Below are 17,395 nucleotides of genomic sequence, written 5' to 3' on the forward strand. Positions count from 1 at the left end.
CCGTCTATGCAACGGTGGGCGCACTTCTTCCTGTCATATCTCACGATTGATCCCCATACACAGGCGTATGATGCTTGCGACCGGACGCACCTACGCCCGGCACTCAACAACGCCGTATCATTATTTTTAAGGGATGAAAAATGAAAGGTAAACTCTCTATCGCATTGATGCTGTCGGTCTGCTTTTCCGCGTCGGCAACAGATTCGGTTCACTGGGGCTACGAAGGCAACGGCGATCCGGCGCACTGGGGAAAACTCTCCCCGGATTTTTCGCTGTGTGAAACGGGGAAAAATCAATCTCCCATTAATATCCGACAAGCACTAAACACCCAGCACGATCCCCTACAGTTGGCTTTCCAGTCCGGAACACAGCAGATTATCAACAACGGGCATACCATTCAGGTCAACGTTAGCCCTGGAAATACGCTGCTGCTGGATAACGAGACATTCACCTTGCAGCAATTCCACTTTCACGCACCGAGTGAAAATGAAATTGACGGTAAACAATTTCCGCTGGAAGGCCACTTTGTCTATAAAAACGCGGATGGCGCGCTCACCGTTATTGCGCTGATGTTTCAGGAGGGAGCAGCCAATCCACAGCTAGCCACGGCATGGCAGCAGATTCCGGCTCGTGTCGATCAGGCGGAGGACGTGCGCACGCCAGTTGCAATTCAGGCCCTGTTACCGACGTCATTAAACTACTATCGGTTCAGTGGGTCACTCACCACGCCACCGTGCTCAGAAGGCATCCGCTGGCTGGTGCTGGATCATCCCGTCACCGCCTCTGCTGAACAAATAAGCCAGTTCAGCTCAGTCATGCATCACGCCAATAATCGCCCTATACAGCCGCTTAATGGTCGAATCATCATCCATTAAGAGACTCCGTGAGGCTGGTCAGAGCATTTGCCGGCCAGCCTCAGGTAAATTGGTGCCCTTTTTTGCCGCATTAACCAACGCATTTCACTGATAAAGCATGGCTAGCCTGTTGTATCTCCAGTAAAAACGACCTCGCTTACAGATAAAATTCTGTAAGCAGATGAATATTTTACAGAGCAAAAAATCGACACAAAAACATAACATACTGTTAAATATGAATAATATTTTCATATGCCTCTACGAACTGCATTTTCATTGATCGATAGCCGTAAATTGGTCAAAGTTTGGCCTTTCATCTGACGTAAAAAATGCGTAATATACGCGCCCTTGCAGGCACAGTATGGTCAATTTTTGTCTATGCACATTGGACAATTTCAGCTTACCAATCGTTTGATAGCAGCCCCAATGGCTGGTATTAGCGATCGCCCATTTAGAGCACTCTGTCACGCGATGGGCGCTGGAATGACCGTGTCTGAAATGCTGTCTTCCAATCCGGAAGTCTGGCGTTCAGACAAGTCGCGTTTGCGAATGGTACATAGTGATGAACCGGGTATCAGGGCCGTGCAGATTGCCGGTTGTGACCCCGATGAGATGGCGGCGGCAGCGAGAATCAACGCTGATTCCGGCGCGCAGATCATTGACATCAATATGGGCTGCCCGGCGAAGAAGGTGAACCGCAAGATGGCAGGATCTGCGTTGTTGCAGTATCCGGATTTGGTCAAACAGATCCTCTCTACGGTAGTGAAAGCGGTAGACGTACCGGTAACACTGAAGATCCGTACCGGTTGGGCACCAGAGCACCGCAACTGTGTAGAAATTGCCAAATTGGCTGAAGACTGTGGCATTCAGGCGTTAACTATTCACGGACGCACTCGTGCGTGCCTGTTCAATGGTTTCGCCGAATACGACAGCATTCGGGCAGTTAAGCAGGCCGTTTCCATTCCTATTATTGCGAATGGCGACATTACAGACCCGCATAAAGCCAGAGCGGTTCTTGACTACACTGGGGCTGACGCCCTGATGATAGGACGAGCCGCTCAGGGAAGACCCTGGATCTTTCGGGAAATCCAGCATTATCTGGACACAGGGGAGTTGCTGGCACCACTGCCGTTGGTAGAGGTCAAGCGCTTGTTGATCGAGCACATACGGGAATTGCACGACTTTTATGGTCCAGGCAAGGGATTTCGTATCGCTCGTAAGCACGTATCCTGGTATCTCCAGGAACACGCCCCAAACGACCAGTTTAGGCGCACATTCAACGCCATTGAGGATGCCAGCGAGCAGCTGGAGGCGTTGAAGGCATATTTTGAAAATCTTGCGTAAACAGAAAAAGAGCTGACAGAACTATGTTCGAACAACGCGTGAATTCTGACGTACTGACCGTTTCCACTGTAAACTCTCAGGCTCAGGTAACCCAAAAACCCCTGCGCGACTCGGTTAAACAGGCACTGAAGAACTATTTTGCTCAATTGAACGGTCAGGATGTAAGTGACCTGTATGAGCTGGTACTGGCTGAAGTTGAACAGCCACTGTTGGACATGGTGATGCAATACACCCGCGGTAACCAAACCCGCGCTGCCCTGATGATGGGCATCAACCGCGGTACTCTGCGTAAGAAATTGAAAAAATACGGCATGAACTGATACTAATCAGTTAAGCATTTGAAAAAAGGCGCTTTACCTCTTGGGTTAAGCGCCTTTTTCTTTGCCTTCTATTTGCGTGGCAACCTGAGCTATTTCGTCCGCGAGTTGAGGAATTCGTTGTTAATGACTCATCCCTTCTTGTTTATCCGTTTCTGACGCATGAAAGAGTCGGTGCAGGCTATCTAGCCGTTCCGCTAACACGAACGTTAAAATCTCTTTCGATTCTAGGTTGTCCAATTCAACAATGGCGTAAGCCAGCGGCCATTTCAATGTAGTAAATGTGCGTTTTGGGTGGCACAAGCTTATGCAAGAGCATTCCTTTTGCTAATCTGTACATGTACAAGTTTGCTGCATCGGAATTTTTATGAAATCGATAACCTATACCTACATGCGTGAACATCTGACCGAAGTTCTTGATGAACTTCGTAATGGTGTAGATTTTATTGTTACTCAGCGAGGTAAGCCCGATATCAAGTTGCAGGGGAACCAGATCTCAGACTTCCCAGAGGAAAGCACTGGTGCGTATTCTTCTGCTCCCAGAGGGAGTAGCCGAGTTAAAACTGGCGAAGAGGTGTCGGTATTCCCAGCGCCCAGTACACACGGGACTGTCTTTGTATCTAAAAGTGGAAGTACCCGCCGAGGTAGCAGTGCTGAGCATTATGAAAAAAGACAAACAGTATCGCTGCCCAAAAAACTAAGTTTTGTCGAGGCGAAAACGAGAACACAAAAACGGCATGCGGGTGTCATAAAAATACTCGGAGATAAATAATGTTTGAATTTCTCACTATGGACCAGGTAATTGAAATTCAACAAGATACATTGGCTAGTAGCGGTCCTCCTGACAGAAACAGATTGGGTGGAGCACTTTCAAGAGTCGAGAATTTACATTTCTACGAGTCATGCAACGATATTTTTAAACTTGCGGCTCTTTACTTAATAGCCATTGCTAAAGCTCATGCTTTTAATGATGCAAACAAAAGAACCGCATTTCAGGCCGCAGCTATTTTTTTGCTGATGAACATAGATCCTGAAATTGCTGACGATCCTGAAGCCAGATCTTACGATCTGAATCAGTCTTATGAACTGGTAAAACTCACGGTATTTGCCGCGATGGATGAAGCAAACCTTGAACAGACCAGTTTCGCATTACGATTATTATCGTCCTACAGAAATGATCTCATGGATGATTATGATTCTGACTACCTGCTTCCATTACAGTCTTCACTATCTGAAGAATAGTGTACGCAAGAATTCACGAAACACGTCGACTCAACGCCCCCTAGGCGGTTTGTTGAGTCGGCGTACTTCTCTGTTTGAACGTTGCAGCGCAGCGTGTAAAGACACTTCGTTTGATTGATACAATGTTGGCTAGCTAACCCAGAATCAAAACACCTCAACCAGCTCGAACTCTTCAAACACCAGCAGCATATCTGGGGCGAAGCTGCCTTCTCTTTCAAAATACCGCTGATGGCCTTCGCGCCAGAAAGCCAGGCTTTTGTCGCCTTCGCCCTCTTTCGCCGCCATCTCAGCAGTGACGTCGCAGTAGCGCACCAGCGTTAACGAGCGCGTGCGAATTACGCAGGAGGGCTGTCCGGCACCGTCCAGAATGATGTTGTAATCGCCGACCTGCGGCGTTTCCTCGTTTTTGAACGCGTGATACGAGCTACAGGTTGCCGTTTTATGCCCTTCCCGCACCAGTTGCAGAAGTTCATCTGCCAGCTCGGGGCTGTCGCCAAATGACCAGCGCAACGCGTCTGGGTAGTTTTCCAATCCTTGTTTATGGCTCATCATCTTCCTCGGTTTATACGGCTATGATTGCTCTCTTCTCTCACGCAATCATAAGCCATCAGGTAATATCCACTTCCACCCAGAGCGCCGCATGGTCGGACGCGGCGGTGTCCCATGAGGTAACTTCGGGTAGCGGCGTAACAGGTTCAGCACCCTCTTTGGCGGCAATCTTGTCGATATTATAAATGCCTCGACGTTCAACGCCCCAACCCACCATCGCCTGATGCAACGGAGCAGACAAAAATATGTAGTCCAGTTGATTTAACCGAGCACCTTTCTTGCCACCAGCGAAATAGTAGGTATAACGCTCTTTTTCCGGGCGTTCAGGGTCAATAACGGGATGCAAGTCCGACAGGGAAAACAGCGGAGCCAAACTTTGCCAGGGGTTTGACGAGTCTTCGTTCAAATCGCCGAGAATGACCACGTAATCCTTCTTGAGATCGTAAGTCTGTTGGACAATCTCTGCGACACGTTCGGATTGGTCACGGCGCTTCTGCGCCCCACGCTGTCGTTCTTGCTCTGTTTGACCGCTTTGGCTTTTGAAATGGTTACACAGAATATAAATGGGCTGTTTGAGGCCAGCATCCAGCGTGACTTCAAGACAATCACGGCTAAATACGGGGTCGAACTGCTTTCCGGCATCAAAAATATGGGTGCGTAGCTGGGCGATTCGATAACGCGTCAGGCAAGCAACATCAATGCCGCGTGGGTCATTCGGGCTGTCGATCATCACGAACTGACTAAATTTCTTTTTCCCGAGTACCTGGCTGTTGAAATCACGCAAGACATCCATGTTTTCGACTTCAACGGCGCACAGAATGTCGGCGTTAAGCAGGTTAATAATCTTGCCTGTATTCTTACGCTGTTGGCTGCTGAACTCCTGCGATTTAAACACGATTTCACCGATCCAATCCCCACGGCCACGGCAGCTTTTATTGATTCTGAACCCCGTACCGGCCTCCTCCTTTTTCCATCTCCCCAGCGTTCCTGCATCGGTACGGATATCAATATAAGGACGTAGATCGATAGAAAGGCGGAACACCTTACCCTTCAAAGCATCATCGTATTGGGGCTGCTCAAGAAGCTGCTGAAGCTGCCTGACCTGTTCCAATAAGGCATCGATCTGCTGGGAATCGGGGAGATTGAGGATCGCGGTGCGATGGAACAGGTTCTCAACATTATAGCTGGCGATACGGATCTTCATTGTTATCTCCTGCTGGGTTGTGGCAAAAGCAATGATGTCCTTTGAGGATAGAAGCCGATTGTGTCAGTTGGGTAACATTACGGCAGCAACAGACTTTTTCTATCGTCCTTTCGCACAAGATGGTTAAAACCTGACAGGCGCACTATATTCACTACAAACTACGTTCAGGACTATATTCACTTCTGATATAAATCATCACACAACGTGATTTATAAACAGATGTGTTGTCGCGTAGATTCATTATTAACAAAAGTTATAAGCACACTGCTGCATACCACTCACAGGAATTCATAATGAAAAAAATACGTTTTGCTTTACTGACCAGCGCCCTGCTTGCTACCAGCGTATTCGCTCATGCCGATGACCTTAGCGCCATCAAGTCCGCAGGGGTTATCAAGTTCGGTACAGAAGGCACCTACGCGCCTTACACCTATCATGATAAATCAGGGCAACTGGTTGGCTTCGATGTGGATGTTGGTCGCGCGGTGGCAGAGAAGCTCGGCGTGAAAGCCCAGTTCATTGAAGGACGTTGGGACGGTTTAATCGCCGGTATTGATGCTAAGCGCTACGATGCGGTCATCAATCAGGTTGGCGTAACCAAAGAACGTCAGGTCAAGTATGATTTCTCCAAGCCTTATATCGACTCCAAAGCCGTGCTGGTTGTCCGTGGTGATAACACCGCAATCAAGGATTTCAGCGATCTGAAAGGTAAAAAATCAGCCCAAAGCCTGACCAGTAATTACTCGAAGCAAGCCACCAGCTACGGCGCGGAAATTGTACCAACGGACGGCTTTAACCAGTCGCTGGATCTGGTTCTCAGCGGCCGTGCCGACGCTACATTAAACGATAATCTGTCATTCCTGGATTTTAAAAAGCATAAGCCGGATGCCAACGTGAAGATTGCGGCGACCTCAAAGGACGGCGAACCTTCCGCTATTCTGGTGCGTAAAGATCAGGCTCCACTGGTGGAAGCATTGAATAAAGCTCTGGATGAAATCAAAGCAGACGGCACCTATAAAACGATATCTGTGCGATACTTCGGGGAGGATGTTTCTCAATAATCGCACTGTTACCAGAGCGCGTTGTTATCAATATCATGATATCAGCGCGCGCTGTGATTAGCGCATACCGTTATCGGAGCTCGTTTTCATGCCGCCTTGGCTACAACTCATGGCAGACTCTTTCTGGAGTCTGCTGTCTGCGGGACTGAAATTTACCGTCCCTCTGGCTATCCTGTCTTTCATCTTTGGCTTAGCTCTCGGCATTCTCATCGCGCTGGTCCGCCTCTATGGCCCAAAGCCACTGAAATGGCTGGGTGATTTCTACGTTTGGGTCATTCGTGGAACGCCGTTGCTGGTGCAGCTTTTCCTGATTTTTTATGGGCTGCCCAGTGCAGGCATTACCCTAGATGCCTTCCCTGCTGCGCTGATTGGTTTCACCGTCAGTGTGGGAGCCTATAGTTCGGAGATCGTCCGTGGGGCAATTTTATCTGTCCCGAAAGGCCAGTGGAGTGCCGCCTATTCTCTCGGCATGAATGGCAGGCAGGCTATTCGTTGGGTCATCTTCCCCCAATCCGTTTTCGTTTCGCTGCCGCCGCTCTCCAATACGTTTATTTCTTTAATCAAGGATACGTCGCTGGCCGCCGTCATCACCGTGCCAGAGATGTTTTTATCCGCTCAGCGCATCGTTTCCGTTACCTATGAACCTCTGATTCTGTATGTCGAGGCTGCGCTGATTTATCTGATGTTCAGCACGGTGCTAAGCCAATTACAGGTTAAGCTCGAAAAGTATTATCAGCGCCACATCACACACTAACGTTTTCTACCTTAGCCCACGCCATCCGCTGGGCTGATGACGTTATTACGCCCCCATTGCTCCCTGCTTAACAGGCAATTCCACACCTGAAAATATGCAAACAGACTGAAGATGCTCCGCCCTCGCTATCTTGGCGCACCAAAAAAGGGCGCATTGGCCTCTTTGCATTTATCACAGTGCGCGCATACCCAATCAGAAGTACCTACTTAGATCAACAACCATTCCATTTCGTCTTCATTATCAATCAAATAGAAAACTGGCATTTTATTTGCTTTGCTCTGCTTACGTCGGCATACCGACAGACAGGTAGGGTGCACCTTATTGTGCGCCGCAACACAACTGTGTACTGCAACAACAGCAGATAACTCTAGACGCTAGGATGATTATGAAAAGAATAGTGATTTCTACTCTGGTTGCTGGCGCGTCACTCTTTGCCGCCATCAACCAAGCCCATGCTGGTACAACGCTGGATGCCATTCAAAAGAAAGGATTTGTGCAATGTGGCATCAGCGATGGCTTGCCCGGTTTTTCCTATGCGGATGCCAACGGGAAATATTCTGGTATTGATGTTGACGTGTGTCGTGGCATTGCTGCCGCCGTATTTGGCGATGCCAATAAAGTCAAATACTCGCCGCTGACGGCAAAAGAACGCTTCACTGCACTGCAATCCGGCGAAGTTGACGTGCTATCACGCAACACTACCTGGACTTCCTCCCGCGACGGCGGCATGGGTATGCTCTTTACTGGCGTGACTTACTACGACGGTATTGGCTTCCTGACGCACAATAAGGCGGGCTTGACCAGTGCGAAAGAGTTGGATGGCGCAACCGTCTGTATTCAGGCCGGCACCGATACCGAATTGAACGTCGCTGACTACTTCAAAACCCATAAAATGCAGTACACCCCTGTCACGTTCGACCGTTCTGATGAAAGTGCCAAAGCACTGGAATCCGGCCGTTGCGATACCCTGGCATCAGACCAGTCGCAACTCTATGCACTGCGTATCAAGCTGAGCAAACCTGCTGAATTCATCGTTCTGCCAGAAGTCATTTCCAAAGAACCGCTGGGCCCAGTCGTACGCCGTGGTGATGAAGAGTGGTTCTCTATCGTCCGCTGGACACTGTTCGCCATGCTAAATGCAGAAGAGATGGATGTGACCTCGAAAAATGTCGACCAACTGGCAGCAAAACCCACCACGCCAGATATGTCACACCTGCTTGGCCATGAAGGCAGCTACGGTAAAGACCTCAAATTACCGAACGATTGGGCCTTCAAAATCATCAAACAGGTCGGTAACTACGGCGAAGTCTTTGAACGTAATGTCGGCATGGGCAGCGAGCTGAAAATTAAGCGCGGCCTGAACGAACTGTGGAACAAAGGCGGGATCCAGTACGCGCCAGCGGTACGTTAATTATCAGAACAACCCGGGTGCAGTGTATTGCTGCACCCCTCAGTGCCCCCGTATCGAGGTTTCAGCATGCTACAACGCCCAACCGTAAAAGGTGATTTATCACTGACTAATCCAGCGGTGCGCGCCTGGCTGTATCAAATTATCGTTGTGATCGCGGTATTGGCTATCGCAGCCTACCTGTTGCACAACACAGTAACCAATCTGGCACAAAGAGGCATTACCTCTGGCTTCGATTTTCTGAATAAAAGCGCCGGCTTTGGCATCGTCCAACACCTGATTGACTATCAACAAGGCGATACCTACGCCCGCGTGTTTCTTGTCGGTCTATTCAACACGCTTTTGGTTTCGGCATTGTGCATCGTATTCGCTTCTATTCTCGGCTTTACCATTGGTCTTGCTCGACTATCCGACAACTGGTTATTACGGAAAATATCCAATATTTACATTGAGATATTCCGTAACATTCCGCCGTTATTGCAGATCTTCTTCTGGTATTTTGCTGTGCTGCGGAATCTGCCGGGCCCACGCCAGTCAATCAGTGCGTTTGATATCGCGTTCCTCAGCAACCGAGGTTTTTATCTGCCATCCCCCGAGATGGGGCCGGGCACCGCTGCGTTTTTTCTTTCTCTACTGATTACACTGGTGGTGACATGGGCCGTCCTGCGGCGTAATCAGCGCTATCACGCGTTAACCGGTCAGGTGCGTAGAACCTGGCCGCTGACGTTGGGCTTGTTGCTTGTCCTGTGCGCACTCAGCCATCTGATTTTTGGCCCTGCTTTTCACTGGGATGTGCCGGAATTAAAAGGATTCAACTTCCGCGGCGGTATGGTGTTGATCCCTGAACTCGCCGCATTGACTGTTGCACTCTCGGTCTACACCTCATCGTTTATCGCCGAGATTATTCGTTCTGGTATCCAATCAGTTTCTCATGGTCAACATGAAGCGGCGCGCTCTCTTGGCTTACCCAATCCCGTGACGCTGCGTAAAGTCATCCTTCCCCAGGCGTTACGCGTCATCATTCCACTGCTGACCAGCCAGTACCTCAACATTGTGAAAAATTCATCCTTGGCTGCTGCGATTGGCTATCCCGATATGGTGTCACTGTTCGCGGGAACCGTGTTGAATCAGACGGGTCAGGCTATCGAAACCATCGCCATTACCATGTCGGTCTACCTCATTATCAGCCTGCTGATCTCGCTGCTGATGAATCTGTATAACCGCAAGATCGCGTTAGTCGAACGCTAAGAGGACGTCATGACGATGAACCATTCTACGCAAGACCGTCAACCGCCTCTGCTCAGATCGATCCAGTGGGCGCGGCGTAATCTTTTCTCAAGTATCAGCAATAGCCTGTTAACGCTGTTTTGCCTCTGGCTGCTGTGGGTTGCCATACCGCCGCTGCTCAACTGGACAATCTTTCAGGCTAACTGGATCGGCACAACGCGCAATGACTGTACGCGTGACGGTGCCTGCTGGGTCTTCATTCATGCCAGATTTGGTCATTTCATGTATGGACTATATCCGGCAACGGAAGTCTGGCGCATTAACTTTGCACTCGCTATCGGACTGCTCAGTATCCTGCCGATGTTCCTGAAAACCATTCCTTATCGCGGGCGTTACATTGCCGTCTGGACAGTGGCTTACCCACTCATCGCCTGGTGGCTGCTTTACGGTGGTTTTGGCGGGCTCAGTCGAGTGGAAACCTACCAGTGGGGCGGATTAACGTTAACGCTGATTATCGCCGCGGTGGGTATCGCTGGTGCACTACCGCTTGGCATCCTACTCGCGCTAGGCCGTCGTTCCACACTGCCGATTGTCCGTATGCTGTCCGTTGTATTCATCGAATTCTGGCGTGGCGTACCGTTAATCACCGTACTTTTTATGTCATCCGTGATGCTGCCGCTGTTTTTAACGGAAGGCACCACGATCGACAAACTGCTCAGGGCATTAGTTGGCGTGATTTTATTCCAATCCGCTTATGTCGCCGAGGTAGTTCGCGGTGGCTTACAGGCACTTCCTAAAGGACAGTATGAAGCCGCTGAATCTCTGGGCTTAGGCTATTGGCGCATGCAGGGGCTGGTCATTCTCCCCCAAGCGCTAAAAATGGTTATTCCAGGACTAGTGAATACCATTATTTCGCTCTTTAAAGACACGAGCCTGGTGATCATCATCGGCCTTTTCGATCTCTTCAGCAGCATCCAACAGGCAACCGTCGATCCCACCTGGCTGGGCATGTCGACGGAAGGCTATGTCTTCGCCGCCATGGTCTATTGGATTTTCTGTTTCAGTATGTCGCGCTATAGCCAACATCTTGAAAATCGTTTCAACACCGGACACAAGTCACACTGAGGCCATCCATGAATCAGACTGCATTAACTCAATCAACCGATCACATGATTACCTTAGAGAGTGTGAATAAGTGGTACGGACACTTTCATGTACTGAAAGACATCAATTTGCAGGTCAGACAGGGGGAAAGAATTGTGCTCTGCGGCCCTTCAGGCTCGGGCAAATCGACCACTATACGCTGCATTAATCATCTTGAAGAACATCAGCAGGGGCGGATTGTTGTTGACGGTATTGAATTGAATAACGATTTACGCAACATCGAAAAAATTCGGACTGAAGTTGGCATGGTATTTCAGCACTTCAATCTGTTTCCACACTTAACCGTATTACAGAACTGCACGCTAGCACCATGCTGGGTTAGGCACATGCCGAAGAAAGAAGCGGAAGAGTTGGCCATGCACTATTTGGAACGAGTACGCATCGTCGCACATGCCCATAAGTTTCCGGGCCAACTATCTGGAGGCCAGCAGCAGCGCGTGGCAATCGCACGGTCGCTGTGCATGAAGCCCAAGATTATGCTGTTCGACGAACCGACGTCCGCACTGGATCCTGAAATGGTGAAAGAAGTGCTAGATACTATGCTGGGGCTGGCACAGGATGGAATGACGATGCTATGTGTAACGCATGAGATGGGGTTTGCAAAAACTGTAGCTGACAGAGTGATCTTTATGGATCAGGGAGAGATCGTAGAACAAGCACCACCGGATATCTTCTTTTCTAGTCCCCGCTCAGAACGCACGCAGTCATTTCTTTCACAAATCCTGCACTAATGCAGAACAATCAGCCTGCGTATCTGCGCAGGCTTTCCTCTGCATCACCAGTATGATGGTTCTCACCGCTCGCACTGTGCGGAGCAGACTGCCATTCATACCGAATCATTGGGCAGTTACCTAAAATATCCACTCAAATTTCTCATAGCAAAAAGCCCCTGTCTTTCGACAGAGGCTTTCCACTTGTTTGATGCCTGGCAGTTTATGGCGGGCGTCCTGCCCGCCACCCTCCGGGCCGTTGCTCCGCAACGTGCAAATCCGCTCCCGGCGGATTTGTCCTACTCCAGAGAGCCCTCACCGACAAACAACAGATAAAACAAAAGGCCCAGTCTTTCGACTGAGCCTTTTGTTCTATTTGATGCCTGGCAGTTCCCTACTCTCACATGGGGAAGCCCCACACTACCATCGGCGCTACGGCGTTTCACTTCTGAGTTCGGCATGGGGTCAGGTGGGACCACCGCGCTATCGCCGCCAGGCAAATTCTGTTTCATTCCAACCGTCATACCCAAGTCGCTTTCGCTTCTCATCAGTACAACCATCAGAACCAATCTCTGAACAAGCTGAACATCAAAATCTATAAGTCTTTCATCACCCACAAAACACCTTCGGTGTTGTAAGGTTAAGCCTCTCGGGTCATTAGTACTGGTTAGCTCAACGTATCGCTACACTTACACACCCAGCCTATCTACGTCGTCGTCTTCAACGGCCCTTCAGGGGCATCTAGTGCCCAGGGAAGACTCATCTCGAGGCAAGTTTCCCGCTTAGATGCTTTCAGCGGTTATCTCTTCCGCACTTAGCTACCGGGCAATGCAATTGGCATCACAACCCGTACACCAGTGGTGCGTTCACTCCGGTCCTCTCGTACTAGGAGCAACCCCTCTCAATCTTCCAACGCCCACGGCAGATAGGGACCGAACTGTCTCACGACGTTCTAAACCCAGCTCGCGTACCACTTTAAATGGCGAACAGCCATACCCTTGGGACCTACTTCAGCCCCAGGATGTGATGAGCCGACATCGAGGTGCCAAACACCGCCGTCGATATGAACTCTTGGGCGGTATCAGCCTGTTATCCCCGGAGTACCTTTTATCCGTTGAGCGATGGCCCTTCCATTCAGAACCACCGGATCACTAAGACCTGCTTTCGCACCTGCTCGAGCTGTCACTCTCGCAGTCAAGCTAGCTTATGCCTTTGCACTAACCTCCTGATGTCCGACCAGGATTAGCTAACCTTCGTGCTCCTCCGTTACGCTTTGGGAGGAGACCGCCCCAGTCAAACTACCCACCAGACACTGTCCGCAACCCGGATTACGGGCCTACGTTAGAACATCAAACATTAAAGGGTGGTATTTCAAGGTTGGCTCCATGCAGACTGGCGTCCACACTTCAAAGCCTCCCACCTATCCTACACATCAAGGCTCAAGGTTCAGTGTCAAGCTATAGTAAAGGTTCACGGGGTCTTTCCGTCTTGCCGCGGGTACACTGCATCTTCACAGCGAGTTCAATTTCACTGAGTCTCGGGTGGAGACAGCCTGGCCATCATTACGCCATTCGTGCAGGTCGGAACTTACCCGACAAGGAATTTCGCTACCTTAGGACCGTTATAGTTACGGCCGCCGTTTACCGGGGCTTCGATCAAGAGCTTCGCCTTGCGGCTGACCCCATCAATTAACCTTCCGGCACCGGGCAGGCGTCACACCGTATACGTCCACTTTCGTGTTTGCACAGTGCTGTGTTTTTATTAAACAGTTGCAGCCAGCTGGTATCTGCGACTGGCTTCAGCTCCATCCGCAAGGGACTTCACCTACGCGCCAGCGTGCCTTCTCCCGAAGTTACGGCACCATTTTGCCTAGTTCCTTCACCCGAGTTCTCTCAAGCGCCTGAGTATTCTCTACCTGACCACCTGTGTCGGTTTGGGGTACGATTTGATGTTACCTGGAGCTTAGAGGCTTTTCCTGGAAGCGTAGCATTGGTTACTTCATCACCGTAGTGACTCGTCATCACGCCTCAGTGTTAACGATGACCCGGATTTACCTAAGTCACCCACCTTCACGCTTAAACCGGGACAACCGTCGCCCGGATAACCTAGCTTTCTCCGTCCCCCCTTCGCAGTAACACCGAGTACAGGAATATTAACCTGTTTCCCATCGACTACGCTTTTCAGCCTCGCCTTAGGGGTCGACTCACCCTGCCCCGATTAACGTTGGACAGGAACCCTTGGTCTTCCGGCGTGCGGGTTTTTCACCCGCATTATCGTTACTTATGTCAGCATTCGCACTTCTGATACCTCCAGCAACCCTCACAGGCCACCTTCAACGGCTTACAGAACGCTCCCCTACCCAACAACACCTAAGTGTCGCTGCCGCAGCTTCGGTGCATGGTTTAGCCCCGTTACATCTTCCGCGCAGGCCGACTCGACCAGTGAGCTATTACGCTTTCTTTAAATGATGGCTGCTTCTAAGCCAACATCCTGGCTGTCTGTGCCTTCCCACATCGTTTCCCACTTAACCATGACTTTGGGACCTTAGCTGGCGGTCTGGGTTGTTTCCCTCTTCACGACGAACGTTAGCACCCGCCGTGTGTCTCCCGTGATAACATTCTTCGGTATTCGTAGTTTGCATCGGGTTGGTAAGTCGGGATGACCCCCTAGCCGAAACAGTGCTCTACCCCCGAAGATGAATTCACGAGGCGCTACCTAAATAGCTTTCGGGGAGAACCAGCTATCTCCCGGTTTGATTGGCCTTTCACCCCCAGCCACAAGTCATCCGCTAATTTTTCAACATTAGTCGGTTCGGTCCTCCAGTTAGTGTTACCCAACCTTCAACCTGCCCATGGCTAGATCACCGGGTTTCGGGTCTATACCCTGCAACTTAACGCCCAGTTAAGACTCGGTTTCCCTGCGGCTCCCCTATTCGGTTAACCTTGCTACAGAATATAAGTCGCTGACCCATTATACAAAAGGTACGCAGTCACCTAACAAGTAGGCTCCCACTGCTTGTACGTACACGGTTTCAGGTTCTATTTCACTCCCCTCGCCGGGGTTCTTTTCGCCTTTCCCTCACGGTACTGGTTCACTATCGGTCAGTCAGGAGTATTTAGCCTTGGAGGATGGTCCCCCCATATTCAGACAGGATGTCACGTGTCCCGCCCTACTCATCGAACTCACAACTTGTGCATTTTTGTGTACGGGACTATCACCCTTTACTGTGCGACTTTCCAGACGCTTCCACTAACACACAAACTGATTCAGGTTCTGGGCTCCTCCCCGTTCGCTCGCCGCTACTAGGGGAATCTCGGTTGATTTCTTTTCCTCGGGGTACTGAGATGTTTCAGTTCCCCCGGTTCGCCTCATTACGCTATGTATTCACGTAATGATAGTGTGTCGAAACACACTGGGTTTCCCCATTCGGGTATCGTCGGGTATAACGCTTCATATCAGCTTACCGACGCTTATCGCAGATTAGCACGCCCTTCATCGCCTCTGACTGCCTAGGCATCCACCGTGTACGCTTAGTCGCTTAACCTCACAACCCGAAGGTGTCTTGAATAAATCAAGGTCACGTTCGCGCTGCGATTATTTGAGAGACTCATTGACAGACTGATGCATCACGACGCACCCGAAGGTCATCGTGTTTTCTCAGCCGTCATGTTTCAATTTTCAGCTTGTTCCAGATTGTTAAAGAGCAATATCGTAAACATGACTCCAAAGAATCATCTTTAAGATATTCGGTGATAATGTCTTTCACTCATTATCGGATTGGCGTCCCCAAGGGGATTCGAACCCCTGTTACAGCCGTGAAAGGGCAGTGTCCTAGGCCTCTAGACGATGGGGACACGAAAAATCCGTACCGAATCAGAAATTCGGCACTATCGCGTCAGCATGAGTCTACACTCATGACATCAACAGGTGCGCTTGCTCAGTATTTTCATCAGACAATCTGTGTGAGCACTTCACTTAACACACATCTTTTTGGTAAGGAGGTGATCCAACCGCAGGTTCCCCTACGGTTACCTTGTTACGACTTCACCCCAGTCATGAATCACAAAGTGGTAAGCGCCCTCCCGAAGGTTAAGCTACCTACTTCTTTTGCAACCCACTCCCATGGTGTGACGGGCGGTGTGTACAAGGCCCGGGAACGTATTCACCGTAGCATTCTGATCTACGATTACTAGCGATTCCGACTTCATGGAGTCGAGTTGCAGACTCCAATCCGGACTACGACGTACTTTATGAGGTCCGCTTGCTCTCGCGAGATCGCTTCTCTTTGTATACGCCATTGTAGCACGTGTGTAGCCCTACTCGTAAGGGCCATGATGACTTGACGTCATCCCCACCTTCCTCCGGTTTATCACCGGCAGTCTCCTTTGAGTTCCCGACATTACTCGCTGGCAACAAAGGATAAGGGTTGCGCTCGTTGCGGGACTTAACCCAACATTTCACAACACGAGCTGACGACAGCCATGCAGCACCTGTCTCACAGTTCCCGAAGGCACTAAGGTATCTCTACCGAATTCTGTGGATGTCAAGAGTAGGTAAGGTTCTTCGCGTTGCATCGAATTAAACCACATGCTCCACCGCTTGTGCGGGCCCCCGTCAATTCATTTGAGTTTTAACCTTGCGGCCGTACTCCCCAGGCGGTCGACTTAACGCGTTAGCTCCGGAAGCCACGCCTCAAGGGCACAACCTCCAAGTCGACATCGTTTACAGCGTGGACTACCAGGGTATCTAATCCTGTTTGCTCCCCACGCTTTCGCACCTGAGCGTCAGTCTTTGTCCAGGGGGCCGCCTTCGCCACCGGTATTCCTCCAGATCTCTACGCATTTCACCGCTACACCTGGAATTCTACCCCCCTCTACAAGACTCTAGCCTGTCAGTTTTGAATGCAGTTCCCAGGTTAAGCCCGGGGATTTCACATCCAACTTAACAGACCGCCTGCGTGCGCTTTACGCCCAGTCATTCCGATTAACGCTTGCACCCTCCGTATTACCGCGGCTGCTGGCACGGAGTTAGCCGGTGCTTCTTCTGCGGGTAACGTCAATCGACAAGGTTATTAACCTTATCGCCTTCCTCCCCGCTGAAAGTGCTTTACAACCCGAAGGCCTTCTTCACACACGCGGCATGGCTGCATCAGGCTTGCGCCCATTGTGCAATATTCCCCACTGCTGCCTCCCGTAGGAGTCTGGACCGTGTCTCAGTTCCAGTGTGGCTGGTCATCCTCTCAGACCAGCTAGGGATCGTCGCCTAGGTGAGCCATTACCTCACCTACTAGCTAATCCCATCTGGGCACATCCGATGGCAAGAGGCCCGAAGGTCCCCCTCTTTGGTCCGAAGACGTTATGCGGTATTAGCTACCGTTTCCAGTAGTTATCCCCCTCCATCAGGCAGTTTCCCAGACATTACTCACCCGTCCGCCGCTCGTCACCCGAAGAGCAAGCTCTTCTGTGCTACCGCTCGACTTGCATGTGTTAGGCCTGCCGCCAGCGTTCAATCTGAGCCATGATCAAACTCTTCAATTTAAGATTTGTTTGATTTGCTGAACT

The 17,395-nt window shown here is 50.3% G+C and carries 13 protein-coding genes, 1 tRNA gene and 3 rRNA genes; 11 read left to right on the top strand and 6 right to left on the bottom strand.

Annotated features, from left to right (window positions below; all coding sequences use genetic code 11):
* The first annotated feature begins 140 nt into the window (after positions 1 to 140).
* The 5 genes from A8F97_RS17160 to A8F97_RS17180 all read left to right on the top strand — a co-directional run bounded on the left by A8F97_RS17160 (position 141) and on the right by A8F97_RS17180 (position 3,757).
* Positions 141 to 875, top strand: a complete 735-nt coding sequence (locus tag A8F97_RS17160; protein ID WP_033072315.1) for a carbonic anhydrase — start codon at positions 141 to 143, stop codon at positions 873 to 875.
* Between the two features lie 357 nt (positions 876 to 1,232).
* On the top strand, positions 1,233 to 2,198 hold the full coding sequence (gene dusB / locus A8F97_RS17165; RefSeq protein WP_012822055.1) for a tRNA dihydrouridine synthase DusB: 966 nt from the start codon (positions 1,233 to 1,235) through the stop codon (positions 2,196 to 2,198).
* 23 nt (positions 2,199 to 2,221) lie between these two features.
* Positions 2,222 to 2,518 (top strand): DNA-binding transcriptional regulator Fis, encoded by a 297-nt coding sequence (gene fis / locus A8F97_RS17170; RefSeq protein ID WP_005975342.1) that lies wholly within the window; start codon positions 2,222 to 2,224, stop codon positions 2,516 to 2,518.
* Positions 2,519 to 2,882: 364 nt separating this feature from the next.
* Positions 2,883 to 3,287, top strand: a complete 405-nt coding sequence (locus tag A8F97_RS17175) for a type II toxin-antitoxin system Phd/YefM family antitoxin (protein WP_033072316.1) — start codon at positions 2,883 to 2,885, stop codon at positions 3,285 to 3,287.
* Positions 3,287 to 3,757 (top strand): type II toxin-antitoxin system death-on-curing family toxin, encoded by a 471-nt coding sequence (locus A8F97_RS17180; RefSeq protein ID WP_033072317.1) that lies wholly within the window; start codon positions 3,287 to 3,289, stop codon positions 3,755 to 3,757. Before A8F97_RS17175 ends, A8F97_RS17180 begins: the two co-directional genes overlap by 1 nt.
* A 144-nt stretch (positions 3,758 to 3,901) precedes the next feature.
* On the opposite strand, the gene A8F97_RS17185 is transcribed toward A8F97_RS17180, so the two are convergent.
* Both A8F97_RS17185 and A8F97_RS17190 read right to left on the bottom strand, forming a co-directional pair.
* Positions 3,902 to 4,306, bottom strand: a complete 405-nt coding sequence (locus A8F97_RS17185; RefSeq protein WP_033072318.1) for an ASCH domain-containing protein — start codon at positions 4,304 to 4,306, stop codon at positions 3,902 to 3,904.
* A 58-nt stretch (positions 4,307 to 4,364) separates the two neighbouring features.
* Positions 4,365 to 5,510, bottom strand: coding sequence for an endonuclease/exonuclease/phosphatase family protein (locus A8F97_RS17190; RefSeq protein WP_012822052.1), 1,146 nt, complete (start codon positions 5,508 to 5,510; stop codon positions 4,365 to 4,367).
* Between the two features lie 293 nt (positions 5,511 to 5,803).
* Between A8F97_RS17190 and A8F97_RS17195 the strand changes: the two genes are divergently transcribed.
* The 6 genes from A8F97_RS17195 (at position 5,804) to A8F97_RS17220 (ending at position 11,855) form a co-directional block, all read left to right on the top strand.
* Positions 5,804 to 6,571, top strand: coding sequence for an amino acid ABC transporter substrate-binding protein (locus tag A8F97_RS17195; RefSeq protein ID WP_005975330.1), 768 nt, complete (start codon positions 5,804 to 5,806; stop codon positions 6,569 to 6,571).
* Positions 6,572 to 6,659: 88 nt separating this feature from the next.
* Positions 6,660 to 7,325 (top strand): amino acid ABC transporter permease, encoded by a 666-nt coding sequence (locus tag A8F97_RS17200; protein WP_005975327.1) that lies wholly within the window; start codon positions 6,660 to 6,662, stop codon positions 7,323 to 7,325.
* Between the two features lie 385 nt (positions 7,326 to 7,710).
* Complete coding sequence (locus tag A8F97_RS17205) at positions 7,711 to 8,736, top strand: amino acid ABC transporter substrate-binding protein (protein WP_033072319.1); 1,026 nt, start codon at positions 7,711 to 7,713, stop codon at positions 8,734 to 8,736.
* A gap of 66 nt (positions 8,737 to 8,802) precedes the next feature.
* The gene (locus A8F97_RS17210) at positions 8,803 to 9,981 is read left to right on the top strand and encodes an amino acid ABC transporter permease (protein WP_033072320.1); all 1,179 of its coding nucleotides are present in this window, start codon (positions 8,803 to 8,805) and stop codon (positions 9,979 to 9,981) included.
* A gap of 9 nt (positions 9,982 to 9,990) precedes the next feature.
* Positions 9,991 to 11,085: an amino acid ABC transporter permease gene (locus A8F97_RS17215; protein WP_033072321.1), complete on the top strand. Its 1,095-nt coding sequence runs from the start codon at positions 9,991 to 9,993 to the stop codon at positions 11,083 to 11,085.
* An 8-nt stretch (positions 11,086 to 11,093) separates the two neighbouring features.
* Positions 11,094 to 11,855, top strand: coding sequence for an amino acid ABC transporter ATP-binding protein (locus A8F97_RS17220; protein ID WP_033072322.1), 762 nt, complete (start codon positions 11,094 to 11,096; stop codon positions 11,853 to 11,855).
* Between the two features lie 360 nt (positions 11,856 to 12,215).
* On the opposite strand, the gene rrf is transcribed toward A8F97_RS17220, so the two are convergent.
* From rrf to A8F97_RS17240, 4 genes are all read right to left on the bottom strand, one after another.
* Positions 12,216 to 12,331, bottom strand: a 5S ribosomal RNA gene (gene rrf / locus A8F97_RS17225).
* Positions 12,332 to 12,470: 139 nt separating this feature from the next.
* Positions 12,471 to 15,378 (bottom strand): 23S ribosomal RNA (locus A8F97_RS17230).
* A gap of 234 nt (positions 15,379 to 15,612) precedes the next feature.
* Positions 15,613 to 15,688: transfer RNA gene (locus A8F97_RS17235), tRNA-Glu, on the bottom strand.
* Between the two features lie 140 nt (positions 15,689 to 15,828).
* Positions 15,829 to 17,371: ribosomal RNA gene (locus tag A8F97_RS17240) — 16S ribosomal RNA — on the bottom strand.
* Together the 16S, 23S and 5S rRNA genes with 1 tRNA gene alongside form the textbook arrangement of a ribosomal RNA operon.
* Positions 17,372 to 17,395 lie beyond the last annotated feature (24 nt).

Source organism: Pectobacterium parmentieri (genome assembly GCF_001742145.1).
GTDB classification, from domain to species: Bacteria; Pseudomonadota; Gammaproteobacteria; order Enterobacterales; family Enterobacteriaceae; genus Pectobacterium; species Pectobacterium parmentieri.

What these genes read in the sequence shown, in the direction of transcription:
- A8F97_RS17160 (WP_033072315.1), top strand. Translation starts at nt 141, where the DNA reads ATGAAAGGTAAACTCTCTATCGCATTGATGCTGTCGGTCTGCTTTTCC.
- dusB (WP_012822055.1), top strand. Translation starts at nt 1,233, where the DNA reads ATGCACATTGGACAATTTCAGCTTACCAATCGTTTGATAGCAGCCCCA.
- fis (WP_005975342.1), top strand. Translation starts at nt 2,222, where the DNA reads ATGTTCGAACAACGCGTGAATTCTGACGTACTGACCGTTTCCACTGTA.
- A8F97_RS17175 (WP_033072316.1), top strand. Translation starts at nt 2,883, where the DNA reads ATGAAATCGATAACCTATACCTACATGCGTGAACATCTGACCGAAGTT.
- A8F97_RS17180 (WP_033072317.1), top strand. Translation starts at nt 3,287, where the DNA reads ATGTTTGAATTTCTCACTATGGACCAGGTAATTGAAATTCAACAAGAT.
- A8F97_RS17185 (WP_033072318.1), bottom strand. Translation starts at nt 4,306, where the DNA reads ATGAGCCATAAACAAGGATTGGAAAACTACCCAGACGCGTTGCGCTGG.
- A8F97_RS17190 (WP_012822052.1), bottom strand. Translation starts at nt 5,510, where the DNA reads ATGAAGATCCGTATCGCCAGCTATAATGTTGAGAACCTGTTCCATCGC.
- A8F97_RS17195 (WP_005975330.1), top strand. Translation starts at nt 5,804, where the DNA reads ATGAAAAAAATACGTTTTGCTTTACTGACCAGCGCCCTGCTTGCTACC.
- A8F97_RS17200 (WP_005975327.1), top strand. Translation starts at nt 6,660, where the DNA reads ATGCCGCCTTGGCTACAACTCATGGCAGACTCTTTCTGGAGTCTGCTG.
- A8F97_RS17205 (WP_033072319.1), top strand. Translation starts at nt 7,711, where the DNA reads ATGAAAAGAATAGTGATTTCTACTCTGGTTGCTGGCGCGTCACTCTTT.
- A8F97_RS17210 (WP_033072320.1), top strand. Translation starts at nt 8,803, where the DNA reads ATGCTACAACGCCCAACCGTAAAAGGTGATTTATCACTGACTAATCCA.
- A8F97_RS17215 (WP_033072321.1), top strand. Translation starts at nt 9,991, where the DNA reads ATGACGATGAACCATTCTACGCAAGACCGTCAACCGCCTCTGCTCAGA.
- A8F97_RS17220 (WP_033072322.1), top strand. Translation starts at nt 11,094, where the DNA reads ATGAATCAGACTGCATTAACTCAATCAACCGATCACATGATTACCTTA.